Origin of the sequence: Vibrio sp. YT-15 (assembly GCF_033337445.1) — a bacterium.
Classification (GTDB): domain Bacteria; phylum Pseudomonadota; class Gammaproteobacteria; order Enterobacterales; family Vibrionaceae; genus Vibrio; species Vibrio alginolyticus.
This window is the reverse complement of the sequence record NZ_JAWOQR010000016.1, coordinates 83,479-100,165: the sequence shown is the minus strand read 5'-3', so window position 1 is coordinate 100,165 and position 16,687 is coordinate 83,479. Positions and strand designations below refer to the sequence as shown.

General features: G+C 44.4%; 9 protein-coding genes and 1 riboswitch. Of the genes, 3 read left to right on the top strand and 6 right to left on the bottom strand.

The features are described 5' to 3' along the window. Nucleotides 1-827 precede the first annotated feature (827 nt). Nucleotides 828-2,159: a cation:proton antiporter gene (locus R7D93_RS21715; RefSeq protein ID WP_031781147.1), complete on the bottom strand. Its 1,332-nt coding sequence runs from the start codon at nucleotides 2,157-2,159 to the stop codon at nucleotides 828-830. Nucleotides 2,160-2,350: 191 nt separating this feature from the next. Here R7D93_RS21715 and metH point away from each other — a divergent pair, with 191 nt between their 5' ends. Next, nucleotides 2,351-6,031 (top strand): methionine synthase, encoded by a 3,681-nt coding sequence (gene metH, locus R7D93_RS21710; protein WP_225497101.1) that lies wholly within the window; start codon nucleotides 2,351-2,353, stop codon nucleotides 6,029-6,031. An 86-nt stretch (nucleotides 6,032-6,117) separates the two neighbouring features. On the opposite strand, the gene lysC is transcribed toward metH, so the two are convergent. Further along, nucleotides 6,118-7,470, bottom strand: coding sequence for a lysine-sensitive aspartokinase 3 (lysC, locus tag R7D93_RS21705; RefSeq protein ID WP_053350596.1), 1,353 nt, complete (start codon nucleotides 7,468-7,470; stop codon nucleotides 6,118-6,120). 101 nt (nucleotides 7,471-7,571) lie between these two features. Beyond that, a riboswitch (Lysine riboswitch) is annotated at nucleotides 7,572-7,750 on the bottom strand. 220 nt (nucleotides 7,751-7,970) lie between these two features. Here lysC and R7D93_RS21700 point away from each other — a divergent pair. Then, a complete protein-coding gene (locus R7D93_RS21700; protein WP_017821323.1) occupies nucleotides 7,971-9,092 on the top strand; it encodes a pyridoxal-phosphate-dependent aminotransferase family protein in 1,122 nt (373 codons plus the stop codon). A 59-nt stretch (nucleotides 9,093-9,151) separates the two neighbouring features. Here R7D93_RS21700 and R7D93_RS21695 read toward each other — a convergent pair whose 3' ends face one another. The 4 genes from R7D93_RS21695 to R7D93_RS21680 all read right to left on the bottom strand — a co-directional run bounded on the left by R7D93_RS21695 (nucleotide 9,152) and on the right by R7D93_RS21680 (nucleotide 15,649). Further along, entirely contained in the window at nucleotides 9,152-10,933 is a 1,782-nt protein-coding gene (locus R7D93_RS21695) for a PglL family O-oligosaccharyltransferase (protein ID WP_213868929.1), read from the bottom strand. 67 nt (nucleotides 10,934-11,000) lie between these two features. Beyond that, nucleotides 11,001-13,823 carry an excinuclease ABC subunit UvrA gene (gene uvrA, locus R7D93_RS21690; protein ID WP_213973533.1) on the bottom strand — a complete coding sequence of 941 codons (2,823 nt, stop codon included), beginning with the start codon at nucleotides 13,821-13,823 and terminating at the stop codon, nucleotides 11,001-11,003. 149 nt (nucleotides 13,824-13,972) lie between these two features. Further along, the gene (galU, locus tag R7D93_RS21685; RefSeq protein WP_005381239.1) at nucleotides 13,973-14,845 is read right to left on the bottom strand and encodes a UTP--glucose-1-phosphate uridylyltransferase GalU; all 873 of its coding nucleotides are present in this window, start codon (nucleotides 14,843-14,845) and stop codon (nucleotides 13,973-13,975) included. Between the two features lie 159 nt (nucleotides 14,846-15,004). Then, nucleotides 15,005-15,649: a LuxR C-terminal-related transcriptional regulator gene (locus R7D93_RS21680; RefSeq protein WP_005381237.1), complete on the bottom strand. Its 645-nt coding sequence runs from the start codon at nucleotides 15,647-15,649 to the stop codon at nucleotides 15,005-15,007. Nucleotides 15,650-15,926: 277 nt separating this feature from the next. Between R7D93_RS21680 and R7D93_RS21675 the strand changes: the two genes are divergently transcribed. Beyond that, nucleotides 15,927-16,466 carry a single-stranded DNA-binding protein gene (locus tag R7D93_RS21675; protein ID WP_005381235.1) on the top strand — a complete coding sequence of 180 codons (540 nt, stop codon included), beginning with the start codon at nucleotides 15,927-15,929 and terminating at the stop codon, nucleotides 16,464-16,466. Nucleotides 16,467-16,687 lie beyond the last annotated feature (221 nt).

Sequence of the window (16,687 nt, the reverse complement as noted above, 5' to 3'; positions counted from 1 at the left end):
GGTAGTTCAGTTGGTTAGAATACCGGCCTGTCACGCCGGGGGTCGCGGGTTCGAGTCCCGTCCACTCCGCCACTTATATTAAGCCTCAGTCGAAAGACTGGGGCTTTTTTCGTTTTGGTTACCTGACTTACCTTAAACCCACTTTCATATTGAAACCTTGCATCGAGAGGCAGGCTTCCCTCTGGCGATGCTTTCTAAGCCCTGTCATGAGTGAAGTGGAACGCAGTTTTGTGTGGTTTCTGCAGTCTCGAGCGCTAGTTTTGAGCCTCTTCATTCACCAAAGCTCCTTTTATTCGATATTAGAAAATGTAGTTATGTGACAGAGTTTAATTGTTTGAAGTGTCGCTTGTTTCTAATTTGAAAATAGGATGACTTTGAATACAAGTTTAGTCTCACTGAGATCAAGAGGGAGGGGGCTAAATTTCTGTTAAGGCTTTGATCTACTGAATGCTAGCTCAGTTTTATCTTGGTGAGGTTGCTAACCTGTTTGGGTTCTGAACGCAATCACCCTAAATGTCTCTTTCTCATAAAAATACAAACTCGCTCATTGCTAAGTATTGTGGAAGTTTAGCTTTGATGTTTGCGAGGAGCCTATATTGCCAAGGGAAGAGAAGTGATACAGATGAAAATGGGTAAATTAAAAGGCTCGTCTATGAATACTATCTATCGGCAATAGTTAGTATCTATGAAAATGTAGCGTAGCGATTCTTAGTATATTTGAGGGTATATCAAAGAATAAGGAGCATTCGTCCTTGAAGGGGAGTCTGAAAATTAGTTATGAAAAAAGCAGCTAGGTAGCTGCTTTTTATTTATTAAGTTACGTGTCTTTAAGAGTCCAATGGCTCCGTATGTTCCGGAGTGGTTATTGCTTGGTTATTCTCTTCCATCTTCTTCTCTTCTGCTTTTGCTTTTTCAATCATTGGAGTGATTGTTGAGCCTTGAATGAGGATAGAGAAAACAACGACGGAGTAGGTCATTACAAGAATAATCTCTTTTACATCGATTAACTTATCTTGAATCACCCAAATACCAGATGGAATGGAAAGTGCCATTGCCAATGCAAGGCCCCCGCGTAAGCCGCCCCACGTCAAAATACGCACTGACCATGGATTATATTTTCTGTAACGTTTAAAGCCTATGTAAGAAAGAAATACACTTAGATAGCGAGCTGCTAGTACAAGAGGGACCGAAATAGCCATCATGATCCAGTCTTCTTTGTGGAATTCAAATAGCAGCATCGACATACCGATCAGTAGGAATAACACGCCATTCAAGAATTCATCAACAAGCTCCCAAAAATGGTCAAGGTGATCTTCACTCTCTTTTGAAAAGCCAATAAAGCGTGTCCAGTTGCCAATCATAATACCGGATACAACCATTGCGAGTGGGCCTGATACATGGATGTATTCAGCAAATGCGTAACCTGCCGTTGGGACACCAATGGTAAGTAACAATTCCATTGAGTGATCATCGGTGGCACTGATCAAGTAGTGGAATAGCAAACCGAGGACGAAACCATATGTGATACCACCGATAGCTTCTTGGATGAAGAGTAAGGTGACACTACCTACAGTTGGTGCCTCAGTGCCAAATGCAATCGTAAATAGAGTGACGAAGATAACCAAACCGAAGCCATCATTGAAGAGCGATTCTCCTTCAATCTGAGTGGAGATACGTTTGGGAGCATCGAGTTTTTTAACAATAGCCAATACAGCGATTGGGTCAGTTGGCGATATTAGAGCACCAAATAGTAAGCAGTAGACCAAATCAAATTGGATGCCAATTAACTGACAAAACCCATACAGTGCAAATCCAATAAAGAACGTAGAAAACAGTGTAGCTCCAAGGGCTAAAACAGTGATCTCCCACTTCTGATCTTTAAGGTTCGGGAGTTTGATGCCTAGTCCACCAGCAAATAGTAAGAAGCCAAGAATGCCTTTGAGCAAGAAATCTTCGAAGTTAATCCTTGTGACCGTCTCCGTCGCAATTTCGGTGAGATGGAACCAGTTGTTTTGACCCGCAATTAAGATTAGAAGTGAAAGCACCATTGAACCTGCGGTAATCGCAATGGTGGTTTGCATCTTTCCTATCTTGCTGTTTACAAAAGCAATTAGCATCGCAGCTGCGGATAGAAAACATAAAGTATGATAGACCGACATAGAGCTCTCTATTTGTAACATTTTATGAATGGAATTCTCGGCTGATGCTGCTTAAATAGCAAACATTTTTTCGTGATTATTTTGTAAGTTAAGAAGGAGATAAAATAATCATTAATTCCACGTTTAGACGTCTAGACTCCTGAAGTTTGTGTGATAGGATGGAAAGATAACTAAAGGAATGAGGCTGTACTGTGGGAAGTAACGTAAGACAACAGATTGAAGCTCAATTGAAGCAACGTATTCTTTTGATTGATGGTGGTATGGGAACCATGATTCAAGGGTACAAACTTGAAGAGCAAGACTATCGAGGAACGCGCTTTGCGGATTGGCATTGTGATCTAAAAGGTAACAACGACCTGTTGGTTCTAAGTCAGCCTCAACTTATCAAGGAAATTCACGCTGCATATTTAGAAGCGGGTGCAGATATTCTTGAGACCAACACTTTTAACGCAACAACCATTGCGATGGCTGACTACGAGATGGAAAGCCTAAGTGAAGAAATTAACTTTGCAGCTGCCAAGCTTGCACGTGAAGTTGCAGACGAATGGACCGCAAAAACACCCGATAAACCACGTTATGTCGCAGGGGTTTTAGGGCCGACAAACCGAACTTGTTCTATTTCTCCTGATGTAAATGACCCCGGATATCGAAATGTTTCTTTCGACGAGTTAGTTGAGGCTTACTCTGAATCGACTCGAGCGCTGATTAAAGGTGGTTCTGATCTTATTCTTATCGAGACCATCTTCGATACTCTTAACGCTAAGGCTTGTTCATTTGCTGTTGAAAGTGTGTTTGAAGAGATGGGTATTGAGTTACCTGTGATGATCTCGGGGACTATTACTGATGCTTCCGGTAGAACATTATCCGGTCAAACCACAGAAGCGTTTTACAACTCATTACGTCATGTTAAACCGATTTCGTTTGGTTTGAACTGTGCACTTGGCCCGGATGAACTGCGTCCTTATGTTGAAGAGCTCTCGCGTATATCAGAATCTTTTGTTTCCGCTCACCCAAATGCTGGGCTTCCTAATGCATTCGGCGAATACGATTTGTCGCCAGAAGATATGGCTAAGCATGTTAAAGAGTGGGCTCAAAGTGGCTTTTTAAACTTGATTGGTGGGTGTTGTGGTACAACTCCTGAGCACATTCGCGAAATGGCACTCGCGGTTGAAAATATCGCCCCTCGTCAATTACCTGAACTTCCCGTTGCTTGTCGCTTGTCTGGCTTAGAGCCGCTCACGATTGATAAAGACTCTTTATTTATCAATGTCGGTGAGCGTACGAATGTAACCGGTTCTGCGCGTTTTAAGCGCTTGATTAAAGAAGAGCTGTACGATGAAGCGCTCGATGTGGCTCGTCAACAAGTTGAAAATGGCGCTCAAATTATCGATATCAACATGGATGAAGGCATGTTGGATGCACAAGCTTGTATGGTTCGCTTTTTAAACCTTTGTGCGTCAGAACCTGAAATCTCAAAAGTACCAATCATGGTTGACTCTTCCAAGTGGGAGGTTATTGAAGCCGGTCTTAAGTGCATCCAAGGCAAAGGCATTGTTAACTCGATCTCTCTCAAAGAAGGCAAAGAGAAATTCGTTGAACAAGCTAAGTTGATCCGCCGTTACGGTGCGGCTGTGATTGTGATGGCGTTTGATGAGATTGGGCAAGCAGATACACGTGAGCGCAAAGTAGAAATTTGTACCAACGCTTACCGAATTCTTGTTGATGAAGTGGGCTTTCCACCAGAAGACATCATTTTTGACCCAAACATTTTTGCCATTGCTACGGGGATCGAGGAGCATAATAACTACGCGGTGGATTTCATTGAAGCCGTTGGCGATATCAAACGTGATTTACCACATGCGATGATCTCGGGTGGTGTTTCTAACGTCTCATTCTCTTTCCGTGGCAATAACTATGTACGTGAAGCGATTCACGCGGTGTTCCTCTACCACTGTTTTAAAAATGGTATGGATATGGGGATTGTGAATGCGGGTCAGTTAGAAATCTACGATAACGTGCCTGAAAAATTGCGTGAGGCTGTGGAAGATGTCGTTCTTAACCGTCATGATGACGCCACTGAGAGATTGTTAGATATCGCGGCGGAATATGCAGGCAAAGGGGTAGGTAAAGAGGAGGATGCCTCTGCACTTGAGTGGAGAACTTGGCCTGTTGAAAAGCGCTTAGAGCACGCGTTAGTGAAAGGAATAACTGAGTTCATCGTTGATGATACCGAAGAGGCTCGTGTCAACGCTTCAAAGCCATTAGAGGTGATTGAAGGCCCACTAATGGATGGGATGAACGTCGTCGGAGACTTGTTTGGTGAAGGTAAAATGTTCCTTCCTCAGGTCGTAAAATCTGCACGAGTGATGAAGCAAGCAGTCGCGCATCTCGAGCCCTACATCAATGCAGAAAAGCAGGTGGGACAAACAAACGGTAAGATTTTGCTAGCGACGGTCAAAGGTGATGTACATGATATCGGGAAAAATATCGTTGGCGTTGTATTGCAGTGCAATAACTACGAAATTATCGATCTTGGTGTCATGGTTCCTTGCGAAAAGATCTTAAAAGTAGCGCAAGAAGAAAACGTCGATATTATTGGTTTATCAGGGTTGATCACGCCTTCATTAGACGAAATGGTGCATGTTGCAAAAGAGATGGAGCGTCTCGACTTTAACTTACCTCTTCTCATCGGTGGCGCAACAACGTCAAAAGCCCATACAGCAGTTAAGATTGAGCAAAATTACAAGCATCCAGTGGTTTACGTGAACAACGCCTCACGTGCAGTGGGCGTATGTACTTCTCTTTTGTCAGATGAACGTCGCCCTGAATTTGTTGAAAAACTTGAAGCTGATTACGAACGAGTACGTGATCAACATAATCGAAAGAAACCGAGAACCAAACCAGTGACATTAGAAGCTGCTCGAGCGAATAAAGTTGCTATCGATTGGGAAGCTTACACCCCTCCAGTGCCTGTTAAGCCTGGCATTCATATCTTCGATGATTTTGATGTGGCTATATTACGTCAATACATCGATTGGACACCATTCTTTATGACTTGGTCACTTGTAGGTAAGTATCCAACAATTTTCCAACATGAAGAAGTTGGTGAAGAAGCAAAACGTTTATTCGAAGATGCCAACGAGTTACTTGATCGAGTTGAGCGAGAAGGCCTGTTAAAAGCGCGTGGAATGTGTGGCTTATTCCCTGCTGCGAGCGTGGGGGACGACATTGAAGTTTATGCTGATGAAACTCGTACCGACGTTGTGAAAGTATTACGTAACTTGCGACAACAGACCGAGAAACCAAAAGGATTCAACTATTGTTTATCCGACTACATCGCATCTAAAGAGTCGGGTAAACATGATTGGATAGGGGCATTTGCTGTCACTGGTGGTATTGGTGAACGAGAGCTTGCTGATGAATACAAAGCACAGGGAGATGATTACAACGCAATTATGATTCAAGCGGTGGCGGATCGCCTAGCCGAAGCGTTTGCTGAGTATTTGCATGAGCGTGTCCGCAAAGAAATTTGGGGTTATGCTGCGGATGAAGATTTATCTAACGATGATCTCATTCGTGAAAAATACCAAGGTATTCGCCCTGCACCAGGTTATCCAGCGTGCCCTGAGCATACTGAAAAAGGACCGCTTTGGGAGCTACTTAATGTGGAAGAGAATATTGGCATGACTCTAACCTCCAGCTATGCAATGTATCCGGGCGCGTCAGTCTCTGGTTGGTATTTCTCTCATCCTGACTCACGTTACTTTGCGATCGCACAGATCCAAGAAGATCAGCTAGAGAGTTACGCCGATCGTAAGGGGTGGGATAGGATCGAGGCTGAAAAATGGTTAGGGCCAAACATTAACGGTTAAATTGATGTTTACCTCGTCCAAATGTAACAACTAATGAAACGACAAAGGGCTGCAGATACGCAGCCCTTTGTTTTATTGAGTTGAACTTACTTCTCAAACAACTCAGTGTGGAGTTTTTGTATGGCTTGTTTCGATACTGATTCATGGAGCAAGAAGCATAAGTTGTGAGGGCTAGCGCCATAACAAATCATGCGTAGGTTAAAATCTTCTAGCGTGCCAAAAACCTGTTTCGCGTAGCCTTTACTCTCACTCATGTTGTTACCAATTAGGGCAACGAGGCATAGGTCACGTTCAACTTCTACCTTACATAACTCTTCTAACTCTTCTCGTACAGCTTGCGGCAGCTGCGGCGCGCCGCCGGATGTATCGGTTTGATCAAGTGTTAACGATACACTGATTTCAGATGTTGTGATCAAATCGACAGATATCTTATGCTTTGCAAGGATCTCAAAGACCTTTGCTAAGAAGCCGTATGCGTGGAACATATTGGCGCTGCGTAGCGTTACCATGGTTTGGTTACAACGCAAAGCTAGCGCACGGAATAACGGTGAGCTTTCGACTTGGTGGCGAATCCAAGTTCCCCCTTTTTCAGGCTCTTTCGATGACCCCACAAATACCGGAATGTCGTGGCGCAATGCAGGTACTAGCGTAGAAGGGTGAAGGATTTTAGCGCCAAAGTTAGCCATTTCTGAAGCTTCACTAAAGCTGATCTCGGGAATTGGTGAGGCTTTTGGTGCAATTCGCGGGTCTGTTGTGTAGATACCCGGAACATCAGTCCAGATTTCTAGCCCTGCCGCTTTAACGCTCTCAGCAATTAAGGCGGCGCTGTAATCGCTGCCCCCTCGACCTAATGTTGTTGTATTACCGGCTTCGTCAGATCCTATAAAGCCTTGAGTAACAACAACGGATTGTTGGCAAAGTGGTACGAGTTTATCTTGCGCAAGCGTCGAAATTGCTTCAATGTTTGGCTCCGCGCGACCAAAGTTGTCATCAGTACGCAGCACATCGCGGATATCAAAGCGCACTGCTTGAATGCCTCGCTCACACATTAACTGAGTTAGAATGTGCGTCGACATGAGTTCACCACATGCGACTAAATGATCGGTTAACTTCGCACTAGCTTGGATAGATGCAGCCTCGGCCAGGCTGGTTACGGTATCTAATATGCCATACACCTCGGCAGCAGTTTTCGTGCTGTCTTCGAGCTGAGTTAAAATGGCGTCATGAATGTTGGCCAGATTTTGCAGCAGCTCAGTACGGTGCGTTTGATCCTGAACGCCGTTGGCGAGTTCTACCAATAGGTTGGTGACGCCAGAGCAAGCGCTGCTCACGACCAGGCGAGTATTTGGATTGTTTTCGATAATGGTGGCGCAACGACTCATTGCCTCAAAGTTGGCAACACTGGTTCCACCGAATTTAGCTACGTTAAATGCGCTCACTGCGTTCTCCCACGACTTCCTAAAAAATTGTACATCCAATGTTTAGTGAGAAAAGGAACAGAGCAAAAAGAGAGGTATTTAGAATGCTATTTGAAAAATTTACCCTCAGAAGCCCTTCATCAGACTGCGCTGATGACAGTTGATGGGATTCAGCCCAATTCAACCGACAAGTCAAATCCTGCAACTTTGACTTACCTCGGCACTACTCCCCCTCAATGATTGGTGTTGGAATTGCGGTTCCACAAATCATCTACCTGGGTAGCGCTCCTCTTCTACATAAAGCTCAAACATTGAACGGTTTTGAGGCCTTAATGTCAATCAATATTTCAACCTTTATGGTGTTTTTTATTAACGATTTTGTGACACTGGTTTGACCTCCATACTTACGGCTAATTGCTGATAGAGGAAAAATCTATTAGGGTGAAGAACCCTACACCTGAGCCATGTTATTGAATAGAACTTTTAGAATGCTCAGGATAAAAGATAATCAAGGAGCTGACATGTCGATCCAAAGCTTTATTCCACCTCACCGTATTTTAATGGGACCTGGTCCTTCTGATATTTATCCTCAAGTGTTACAAGCACTAAGTCGTCCTACTGTAGGTCACCTTGATCCTCTGTTTATCGGTATGATGGATGAGCTCAAGCAGCTATTGAAGTATGCCTTTCAAACTGACAATGAATTCACTATTGCGGTTTCAGCCCCTGGTAGTGCAGGGATGGAAACCTGCTTTGTAAACTTGATCGAGAAAGGCGACAAAGTGATCGTCTGCCGTAACGGTGTATTTGGTGAACGCATGCGCGAAAATGTCGTCCGTGCTGGTGGTGAAGTTGTTATCGTCGATGATGAATGGGGGACGCCTGTTTCCATTGATAAAGTCGAGCAAGCACTCGAACAGCACCCAGATACAAAAATTCTTGCTTTTGTGCATGCGGAAACCTCAACTGGTGCAGTCAGTGATGCTCAAGCATTGGGTAAGCTGGCGAAACAGCATAATGCATTATCTATTGTTGATGCGGTGACATCGCTTGGTGGTGTGCCGTTAAAAGTGGATGAATGGCAACTGGATGCGGTTTACTCTGGCAGTCAAAAATGTTTGTCATGTGTACCAGGGCTCTCACCAGTGACGTTTTCTCCTGCCGCGATTGAAAAGATTCAAGCAAGAACAACACCAGTACAGAGTTGGTTCCTCGATCAGAGTTTAGTTTTGGGGTATTGGAGTGGAGAAGGCAAGCGTAGTTACCATCATACGGCGCCAGTTAATAGCTTGTATGCGCTTCATGAAGCTTTATTGATACTGAAAAATGAAGGATTAGAAAACGCTTGGGCTCGTCACCAACTGATGCATGAAAAACTCAAAAATGGCTTACAAAAGTTAGGCTTTGAATTTGTTGTGGACGAAGCCCATCGGTTGCCACAATTAAATGCGATTTACGTGCCTGAAGGAATTGATGAAGCAAAAGTTCGTGCTCACTTGCTAGAAACCTATAACCTAGAAATTGGTGCTGGCCTTGGGGCATTAGCTGGTAAAGCGTGGCGTATTGGCTTAATGGGTTACGGCGCTCGATCTGAAAACGTTGCGCTGTGCTTAAAAGCGTTAGAAGAGTCACTCACTGAATAAAATCATACAGCAATGAGATAAAGAAAAGCGAAGGTCATCCCTTCGCTTTTTGGTATTTCTTACTCAGCTCCTGAAGTGGGGGTTGGTGAGGCAGAGATTGCTTGAGAAGGTGGTTGGTAATTGACGTCACTGAAATCAATCTTCGGGAACAAAAACTGTGCTTCAGCTCTAATTTGCTCCGCTTTACTTGAGTCATCTAAGCCTTGGTAGGCCAAAATCAAATTATTATAAAATGCAGGGCGAGGCTTATCTTTGATGATTTTTAGCGACCAATCGATATAAGGCTGAATCAAGGTTGCGTCTTGTTGGTACAGCCCAAGGTTTAAAAACGTGCTATAGACATCCCAATCAAATCTGTCTTTCCAAACTACAGGGTTACTGACTTGATTTAGAATATCAGGGTTAGTTGGTCTAGTGGTCTCAAACTTCGTCAATACATAGTTCGTATGTAATGCGCTTACCATGTAAAACGTAAACGCAACGGGAAGTACCAAACTAAAAACACGCAGCAAGCTTTTGGTTACATTACTAAAGCCGACTTGTCGATAACGAGAGACGCGCTGATCGACCCAGTACAGTAGGATAACGAAGATCAACCAATGCACGAGAGAGTGGTAGAAAGGGTATTCCAGTTGCGAGTGCAATACGATAGGTATAAACAAGGCCAGCAACGCAAGGCGAGTTCCGCGTTTGGCTTGATAGATTCGATACAGTACCAGTGCCATCGCTAAGAAGATGCCGAGTATTGGCAGCAAGCCACCTTCTACTCCCCAGTAAAGTAGCTCATTATGCGGATGATCCATGGCTGGCAAACCAGCTGGGTAATTCTCATTTAGGGCATGTTGACGAGCCGTATACAGCATGTACTCAGATTCAAACTTGCCATATCCATAACCAGTAAAAGGCTTTTCAATCACCATGTCTAATGTTTGTGGAAAAGTATACGCTCGAGGAGACTCCATATTTACTTTTTCCGCGGCTAACCCACCTCCATCAGGAAAGGCAAGATGCATGACAACGACTGAGAGTAAGAGCCCACTTACAAGTGACACAACCCAGCGGATAAAGCGCCCTTTGGTTGCAAAGCGGTACATGTATGGAATGACCAACAACACGGCGATGACCGAGGCTAACCAACCAGTGCGTGAAGCCAACGCCACAATTAGTGGTAAAGTTAAAACTGGTACGGCATAGAGAAGGTAAACATCGCTTAACTTACGATCGTATTTGTAGGGCTGACGTGCAAGTAAATAGCTGGCAATCACCAACCCTGTCGCAAGAAAGCTGGCCATTACATTGGGCTGTTGGAAAATACCATAAGGACGATTGGCCACCGTGTCGTAACCAAACGGATTGCTTGGTTTGAGATACAGATATTGTGTCAAACCAAAAATGGCTTCGATAACAACCGCAAGGACAATGAACCATAATAGGCGTTGGCGATGTTTATTACTGAAATGAAATTGTTGTAAGACAATAAAGAACAGGACACCACACCACAGGCCAATGAGCTTATTGGCTGCCAAACTGCTATTCGCATTTGGGTACAGAATGGGCACCGTCATGATAAGAGCACTAATGAACAAGCCGATGGTTAATTTTGAGTAACGTAGTACTCGATTATTCGCAAGTTGGTAACACCCAATGCCTAATGCAAAGCTAAAAGCAATCCAAGTTGTCGCATTGAACGAAAGCGAAAGCCCCGAACCGCCGGGGTTGGGCATGAAAAAGTGCATTGCCAACACAAATAGTGTTGCCAAGGCAATGAGAAACTTGCGATTGAGGGGAACCTGTACTTTTTCGGGAGAAAGCTTTGTTCCACTTACATGTATAGTAGCCATAGTTATTGCGTTGTTTTGAATGAAAAAAGACCAGCACTTGCTGGTCTCGATACTTTACCTGTTTTTTCTACTTCAACATAGGCTTGAGGAAGTGAGCTGTGTGCGAACCCTCGATTTGCGACACATCTTCCGGAGTGCCTTGAGCGATTATCTCGCCGCCACCCTGACCCCCTTCAGGACCAAGATCGATAATCCAGTCCGCAGTCTTAATGACGTCCAGGTTATGCTCGATCACCACGACAGTATTTCCGTGGTCGCGAAGTCTGTGCAGTACAGTGAGCAACTGCTGGATATCATGGAAGTGAAGGCCGGTTGTTGGTTCATCCAAAATGTACAAGGTTTTTCCTGTATCACGTTTGGATAGCTCTCGCGCCAGTTTCACACGCTGTGCTTCACCACCGGAGAGTGTTGTTGCCGCTTGACCCAATCGTATGTACGACAAACCGACATCCATCAGTGTTTGTAGTTTGCGAGCGATGGCAGGAACTGGATCGAAGAAGGTGCGTGCATCTTCGACCGTCATTTCTAGCACTTCATCAATAGTTTTACCTTTGTAACGTACTTCGAGCGTTTCACGGTTGTAGCGTTTACCTTTACACACATCACATGGCACATAAACATCTGGTAGGAAGTGCATTTCTACTTTGATAACACCGTCACCCTGACAGGCCTCACAACGACCACCGCGTACGTTAAAACTAAAACGGCCCGGTTTGTAACCGCGAGAACGCGACTCCTGTGTGCCTGCAAACAGTTCACGGATTGGTGTAAAGATCCCCGTATAGGTTGCAGGGTTAGAGCGAGGTGTACGGCCAATTGGGCTTTGATCGATATCGATGACTTTATCGAAGTGCTCTAGACCTTTAATCGATTTATAAGGTGAAGGCTGAGCCGTTGTCGCTCCGTTAAGTTGGGTATGCGCAATTTTAAAGAAAGTATCATTAATCAGCGTTGATTTACCTGAGCCAGATACTCCTGTAATACAGCTGAATAACCCAACGGGAATTGAAAGGTTAACGTTTTTAAGGTTATTACCTGTTGCGCCTAATAGCTCAACCGTTTTTTTCGGATCTCGCGGCGTGCGATCTTTCGGTACTGCGATTTCTTTAACACCACTTAAGTACTGACCTGTCAGAGAATTCGGATTCGCGACTATCTCTTCCATGGTGCCTTCCGCAACAACATTACCACCATGTACGCCAGCACCAGGACCAATATCTATGACATGATCTGCACAGCGAATCGCATCTTCATCGTGTTCTACCACAAGTACGGTATTACCTAAATCGCGCAAATGAGTGAGCGTTTTTAATAAGCGTTCATTATCACGCTGGTGGAGACCAATCGACGGTTCGTCCAGAACATACATCACACCAACAAGACCCGCCCCAATTTGGCTTGCTAAACGAATACGTTGAGCTTCACCGCCTGATAAGGTTTCTGCACTGCGTGATAAGTTTAGGTAGTTCAAACCGACGTTAACTAAGAATTGCAGGCGGTCGTTGATTTCCTTCATCACTTTTTCAGCGATTTGGGCGCGTTGACCTTCCAGTTTCAAGGAATGGAAGAATTCCAATGCATCAGCAATGCTGAGTTCAACAATCTCAGGTAGTGTCGTATCAGCAATAAACACGTTACGTGCTTCGAGGCGTAGACGAGTACCGCCACAGCTTGAACAAGATTTAGTGGAGATGTATTTTGCAAGCTCTTCACGGACAGAGTTGGACTCTGTATCACGATAGCGACGTTCTAGGGTATTCAGAATACCTTCGAATGGATGGCGTTTAACGCGAATATCGCCACGATCGTTGATGTATTTAAACTCAATCTCAGTACGACCTGAGCCCTTTAGAATGACATCTTGCGTTTTCTTTGGCAGAGAATTAAAAGGGGCATGGAGGTCAAAACCATAATGATCGGCCAATGAGGTGAGCATTTGGAAGTAGTAGTAGTTCTTTTGATCCCAACCGCGAATCGCACCTTGTGCCAAGCTTAATGAATCATCTTGAATGACTCGGCTTGGATCGAAGTATTGTTGAACACCCAAGCCATCACAAGTGCCACATGCACCAGCAGGGTTGTTGAATGAGAAAAGTCGCGGCTCTAACTCTTGCATGCTGTAACCACATTGTGGACAAGCGAAGTTGGCGGAGAAAATAATCTCTTCACCGTCGCCATCCATTGGCGCGACAACTGCAATTCCGCCTGATAATTCGAGTGTTGTCTCGAAAGATTCGGCCAAGCGCTGTTGTAAGTCTGTACGAACTTTAAAGCGGTCTACCACAACTTCAATGGTGTGCTTTTTATGTAGTTCAAGGGTTGGAGGATCGGAAAGATCGCAAGTTTCTCCATCAATACGCGCACGAATAAAGCCTTGAGCCGCTAAGTTCTCAAGCGTTTTAACATGCTCACCTTTACGTTCTTTGACAATAGGCGCCAATAGCATCATTTTGCTGCCTTCCGGCATCTCTAGGACTTTGTCCACCATTTGGCTGATGGTTTGCGCAGCAAGAGGGGCATGGTGCGTTGGACAGCGGGGTTCGCCCACACGAGCATACAATAGACGTAAGTAGTCGTAGACTTCGGTAATTGTACCGACGGTTGAACGCGGGTTATGAGAAGTAGATTTCTGTTCAATAGAAATCGCAGGTGATAACCCTTCAATGTGGTCGACATCGGGTTTTTCCATCAGAGACAAAAACTGACGAGCGTAGGCAGAGAGAGACTCTACGTAGCGTCGTTGGCCTTCTGCATACAATGTATCGAAAGCGAGAGAGGATTTACCGGAGCCACTTAGTCCAGTAATGACAATCAGTTTATCGCGAGGGATTGTAAGATTAATGTCTTTAAGGTTATGGGTTCGGGCACCGCGAACTTCTATTTTATCCATCGTTTTTGCTCTATGTATAACCAAGTGGGGCAAGTATTACATAGTGTGAGAAATGTGCAAAGAAAATTACTGGATAAAAAAACAGTAAAGTAAAAAGCCCAGCGTTGTGCTGGGCTTTCGATACAGTAATTTCGTACTAAGACGATGCTTTATACTGCTTTTTGTGTTGCGTGCTTACCTAGCTCAGAGGTTTTTTCATCTTTTAGATACAGGTTTTCAAAACAATAGTTAGTTGCTTCGATGTAACCTTCAACGCTACCACAGTCAAAGCGTTTGCCCTTGAATTTGTAAGCCAATACACAGCCCGCTTTTGCTTGCTTCAGCAGCGCGTCAGTGATTTGAATTTCACCACCTTTACCTGGTTCGGTGTTTTCGATCAGTTCAAAAATATCGGGAGTCAGGATGTAGCGACCAATGATCGCAAGGTTGCTAGGTGCCGTGCCTTTCTCTGGTTTTTCTACCATGTCGTCTACGCGGTAGATGTCGTCTTTGATCATTTCACCAGAGATAACGCCGTATTTGTGCGTTTCTTCGGCTGGTACTTCTTGCACTGCAACGATAGAACAGCGGAACTGCTTAAATAGTGCCACCATCTGAGCCAGTACGCCCTCTTGCTCGTTCACACAAAGGTCATCAGCAAGAACAACAGCAAATGGCTCATCGCCTACCAATTCTCGTCCAGTTAGAATCGCGTGGCCCAAGCCTTTCATTTCGCGTTGACGTATATAAGTGAAGTTTGCAGATTCAATGATTTCACGGATATCTACCAACAGCTCTTCTTTGTTGGTACCGCTAATCTGATGTTCCAGTTCGTAGTTCTTATCAAAGTGGTCCATGATCGAGTGCTTGCCACGACCTGTCACAATACACATGCCGTTCATACCAGCTTGGATTGCTTCTTCGACACCGTATTCAATAAGCGGTTTGTTCACGACTGGCATCATCTCCTTTGGCATAGATTTCGTTGCCGGTAGGAAGCGTGTGCCATAGCCTGCAGCAGGGAACAGACATTTTTTTATCATTGGGGGAATATCCTATCTCGTTTTTATCAAGAATCTGCGCATAACTTTAACACGAGAGGTATCAATGAATCATGAATAAAGTAGGAAAAAATGTGAGACTCGGTGCGGAAAAAAGATGAGCGACTCGTCATTTCAGTTATCAGAGCCGCTCACATTGCATCATGACATTAAGTTTTGGTCTGCCCAGGCGATTGCCTGTACTCGGTTCTTTACGGATAGCTTTTTGAATATCTGATACAAGTGCGATTTGATGGTGAATTCACTGACGAATAACTCCTCGGCCATCTGACTGTTCGAGGCGCCAGCTTGTAGGCAACGCAGTACTTGTAGCTCACGAATGGTTAGGTCTACCGTAGCTGGTGCAGTATGAGTATTAATGACATTGCGGTAATAGTGTAAAAGTTGACTGGTTACATTACGCGGCAGCCAGTTTTGACCGTTAACAATGCCTTTTAACCCTTCTCCAATTTGCTCTAGCGTATCTTCAGAATAAAACACACCTTTTAATTGACCAAATGAAAGAAGTTCATCTGTGGTTAGTCTTTTAGGCACGTTGAAGACAACGGTTTCAAAGTTTTTCCATACAAGAGGCAAGTTTTTGATCGATTGAACAAGTGATTTATGTTCACTGAAGTCGATCAGTAGAATTTTATTACGGTGTTGTGGCTTGGCTTCCATGAGTGCTGCGGTTGAAATCACCGGGATGCTCATATCAACGTACTTTTCGAGTGCCGCCACTTTTTTTTGCGCATTATCTTCCATACTGATCAGAAATAGCTTTCTTGCGTAAGCCGACTTTCTCACGTGTTCCAATCTCCCTGGGTTCAATAGAAGCCATAAACTGGCATTAAAGAGAGGCCATAACCATCGCTTTACTGAATAAATGCGTTCGAATTCAAAGCTTCACGAAACGATGTCTGCAACGCGAATCAAAAATGCTACACACGTAAGTTGAAATACGATTTGGGTTCTAGAGGATGACTCAATAGATCACAATGGTATTAGACTTTAATCAAAACATTAAAGCGTGCTATTCTAATGCGCTAAAATTTTATATATCCAGAGTGAAACGGAGCACATCATGGCCAGCCGTGGAATTAACAAAGTTATTTTGGTGGGGAATCTAGGTAACGACCCTGAAATTCGTTACATGCCGAATGGCGGTGCAGTAGCAAACATTACTATTGCGACTTCTGATTCATGGCGTGATAAAGCGACTGGCGAACAGCGCGAAAAAACGGAATGGCACCGTGTTGTGTTGTTCGGCAAACTTGCGGAAGTAGCAGGTGAGTATTTGCGTAAAGGCTCTCAAGTTTACATTGAAGGGCAACTGCAAACTCGCAAATGGCAAGATCAAAGTGGTCAAGATCGCTACTCAACTGAAGTCGTTGTTCAAGGCTTCAATGGTGTGATGCAAATGCTTGGCGGTCGTGCTCAAGGTGGCGGCGCACCTATGGGCGGTCAACAGCAGCAGCAAGGTGGATGGGGTCAGCCTCAACAGCCAGCTCAGCAGCAGTACAATGCGCCTCAGCAACAGCAACCACAACAACAGGCTCCGCAGCAATCACAGCAGCAGTACAATGAGCCACCAATGGATTTTGACGACGATATCCCGTTCTAAATTCTGCTTATGCTTGAATCGAAAAGGCCGCGAATATCGCGGCCTTTTTTATTGTCGCAATCTAATGATCTCACAGGCTTATCTTGGCAAGGTTAGGCGTAACAATAAAACTTATCAATGAGTGTGATTTTCTTTATGCTCCAGCCTCTCACTATCAGACTAATCCGATTGTTTGATGAACTCTTATCAAGTATAAATATTTCAATAAGGTATATGATGAA

What these genes read in the sequence shown, in the direction of transcription:
- R7D93_RS21715 (WP_031781147.1), bottom strand. Translation starts at nt 2,159, where the DNA reads ATGTCGGTCTATCATACTTTATGTTTTCTATCCGCAGCTGCGATGCTA.
- R7D93_RS21700 (WP_017821323.1), top strand. Translation starts at nt 7,971, where the DNA reads ATGTCGATCCAAAGCTTTATTCCACCTCACCGTATTTTAATGGGACCT.
- R7D93_RS21695 (WP_213868929.1), bottom strand. Translation starts at nt 10,933, where the DNA reads ATGGCTACTATACATGTAAGTGGAACAAAGCTTTCTCCCGAAAAAGTA.
- uvrA (WP_213973533.1), bottom strand. Translation starts at nt 13,823, where the DNA reads ATGGATAAAATAGAAGTTCGCGGTGCCCGAACCCATAACCTTAAAGAC.
- galU (WP_005381239.1), bottom strand. Translation starts at nt 14,845, where the DNA reads ATGATAAAAAAATGTCTGTTCCCTGCTGCAGGCTATGGCACACGCTTC.
- R7D93_RS21675 (WP_005381235.1), top strand. Translation starts at nt 15,927, where the DNA reads ATGGCCAGCCGTGGAATTAACAAAGTTATTTTGGTGGGGAATCTAGGT.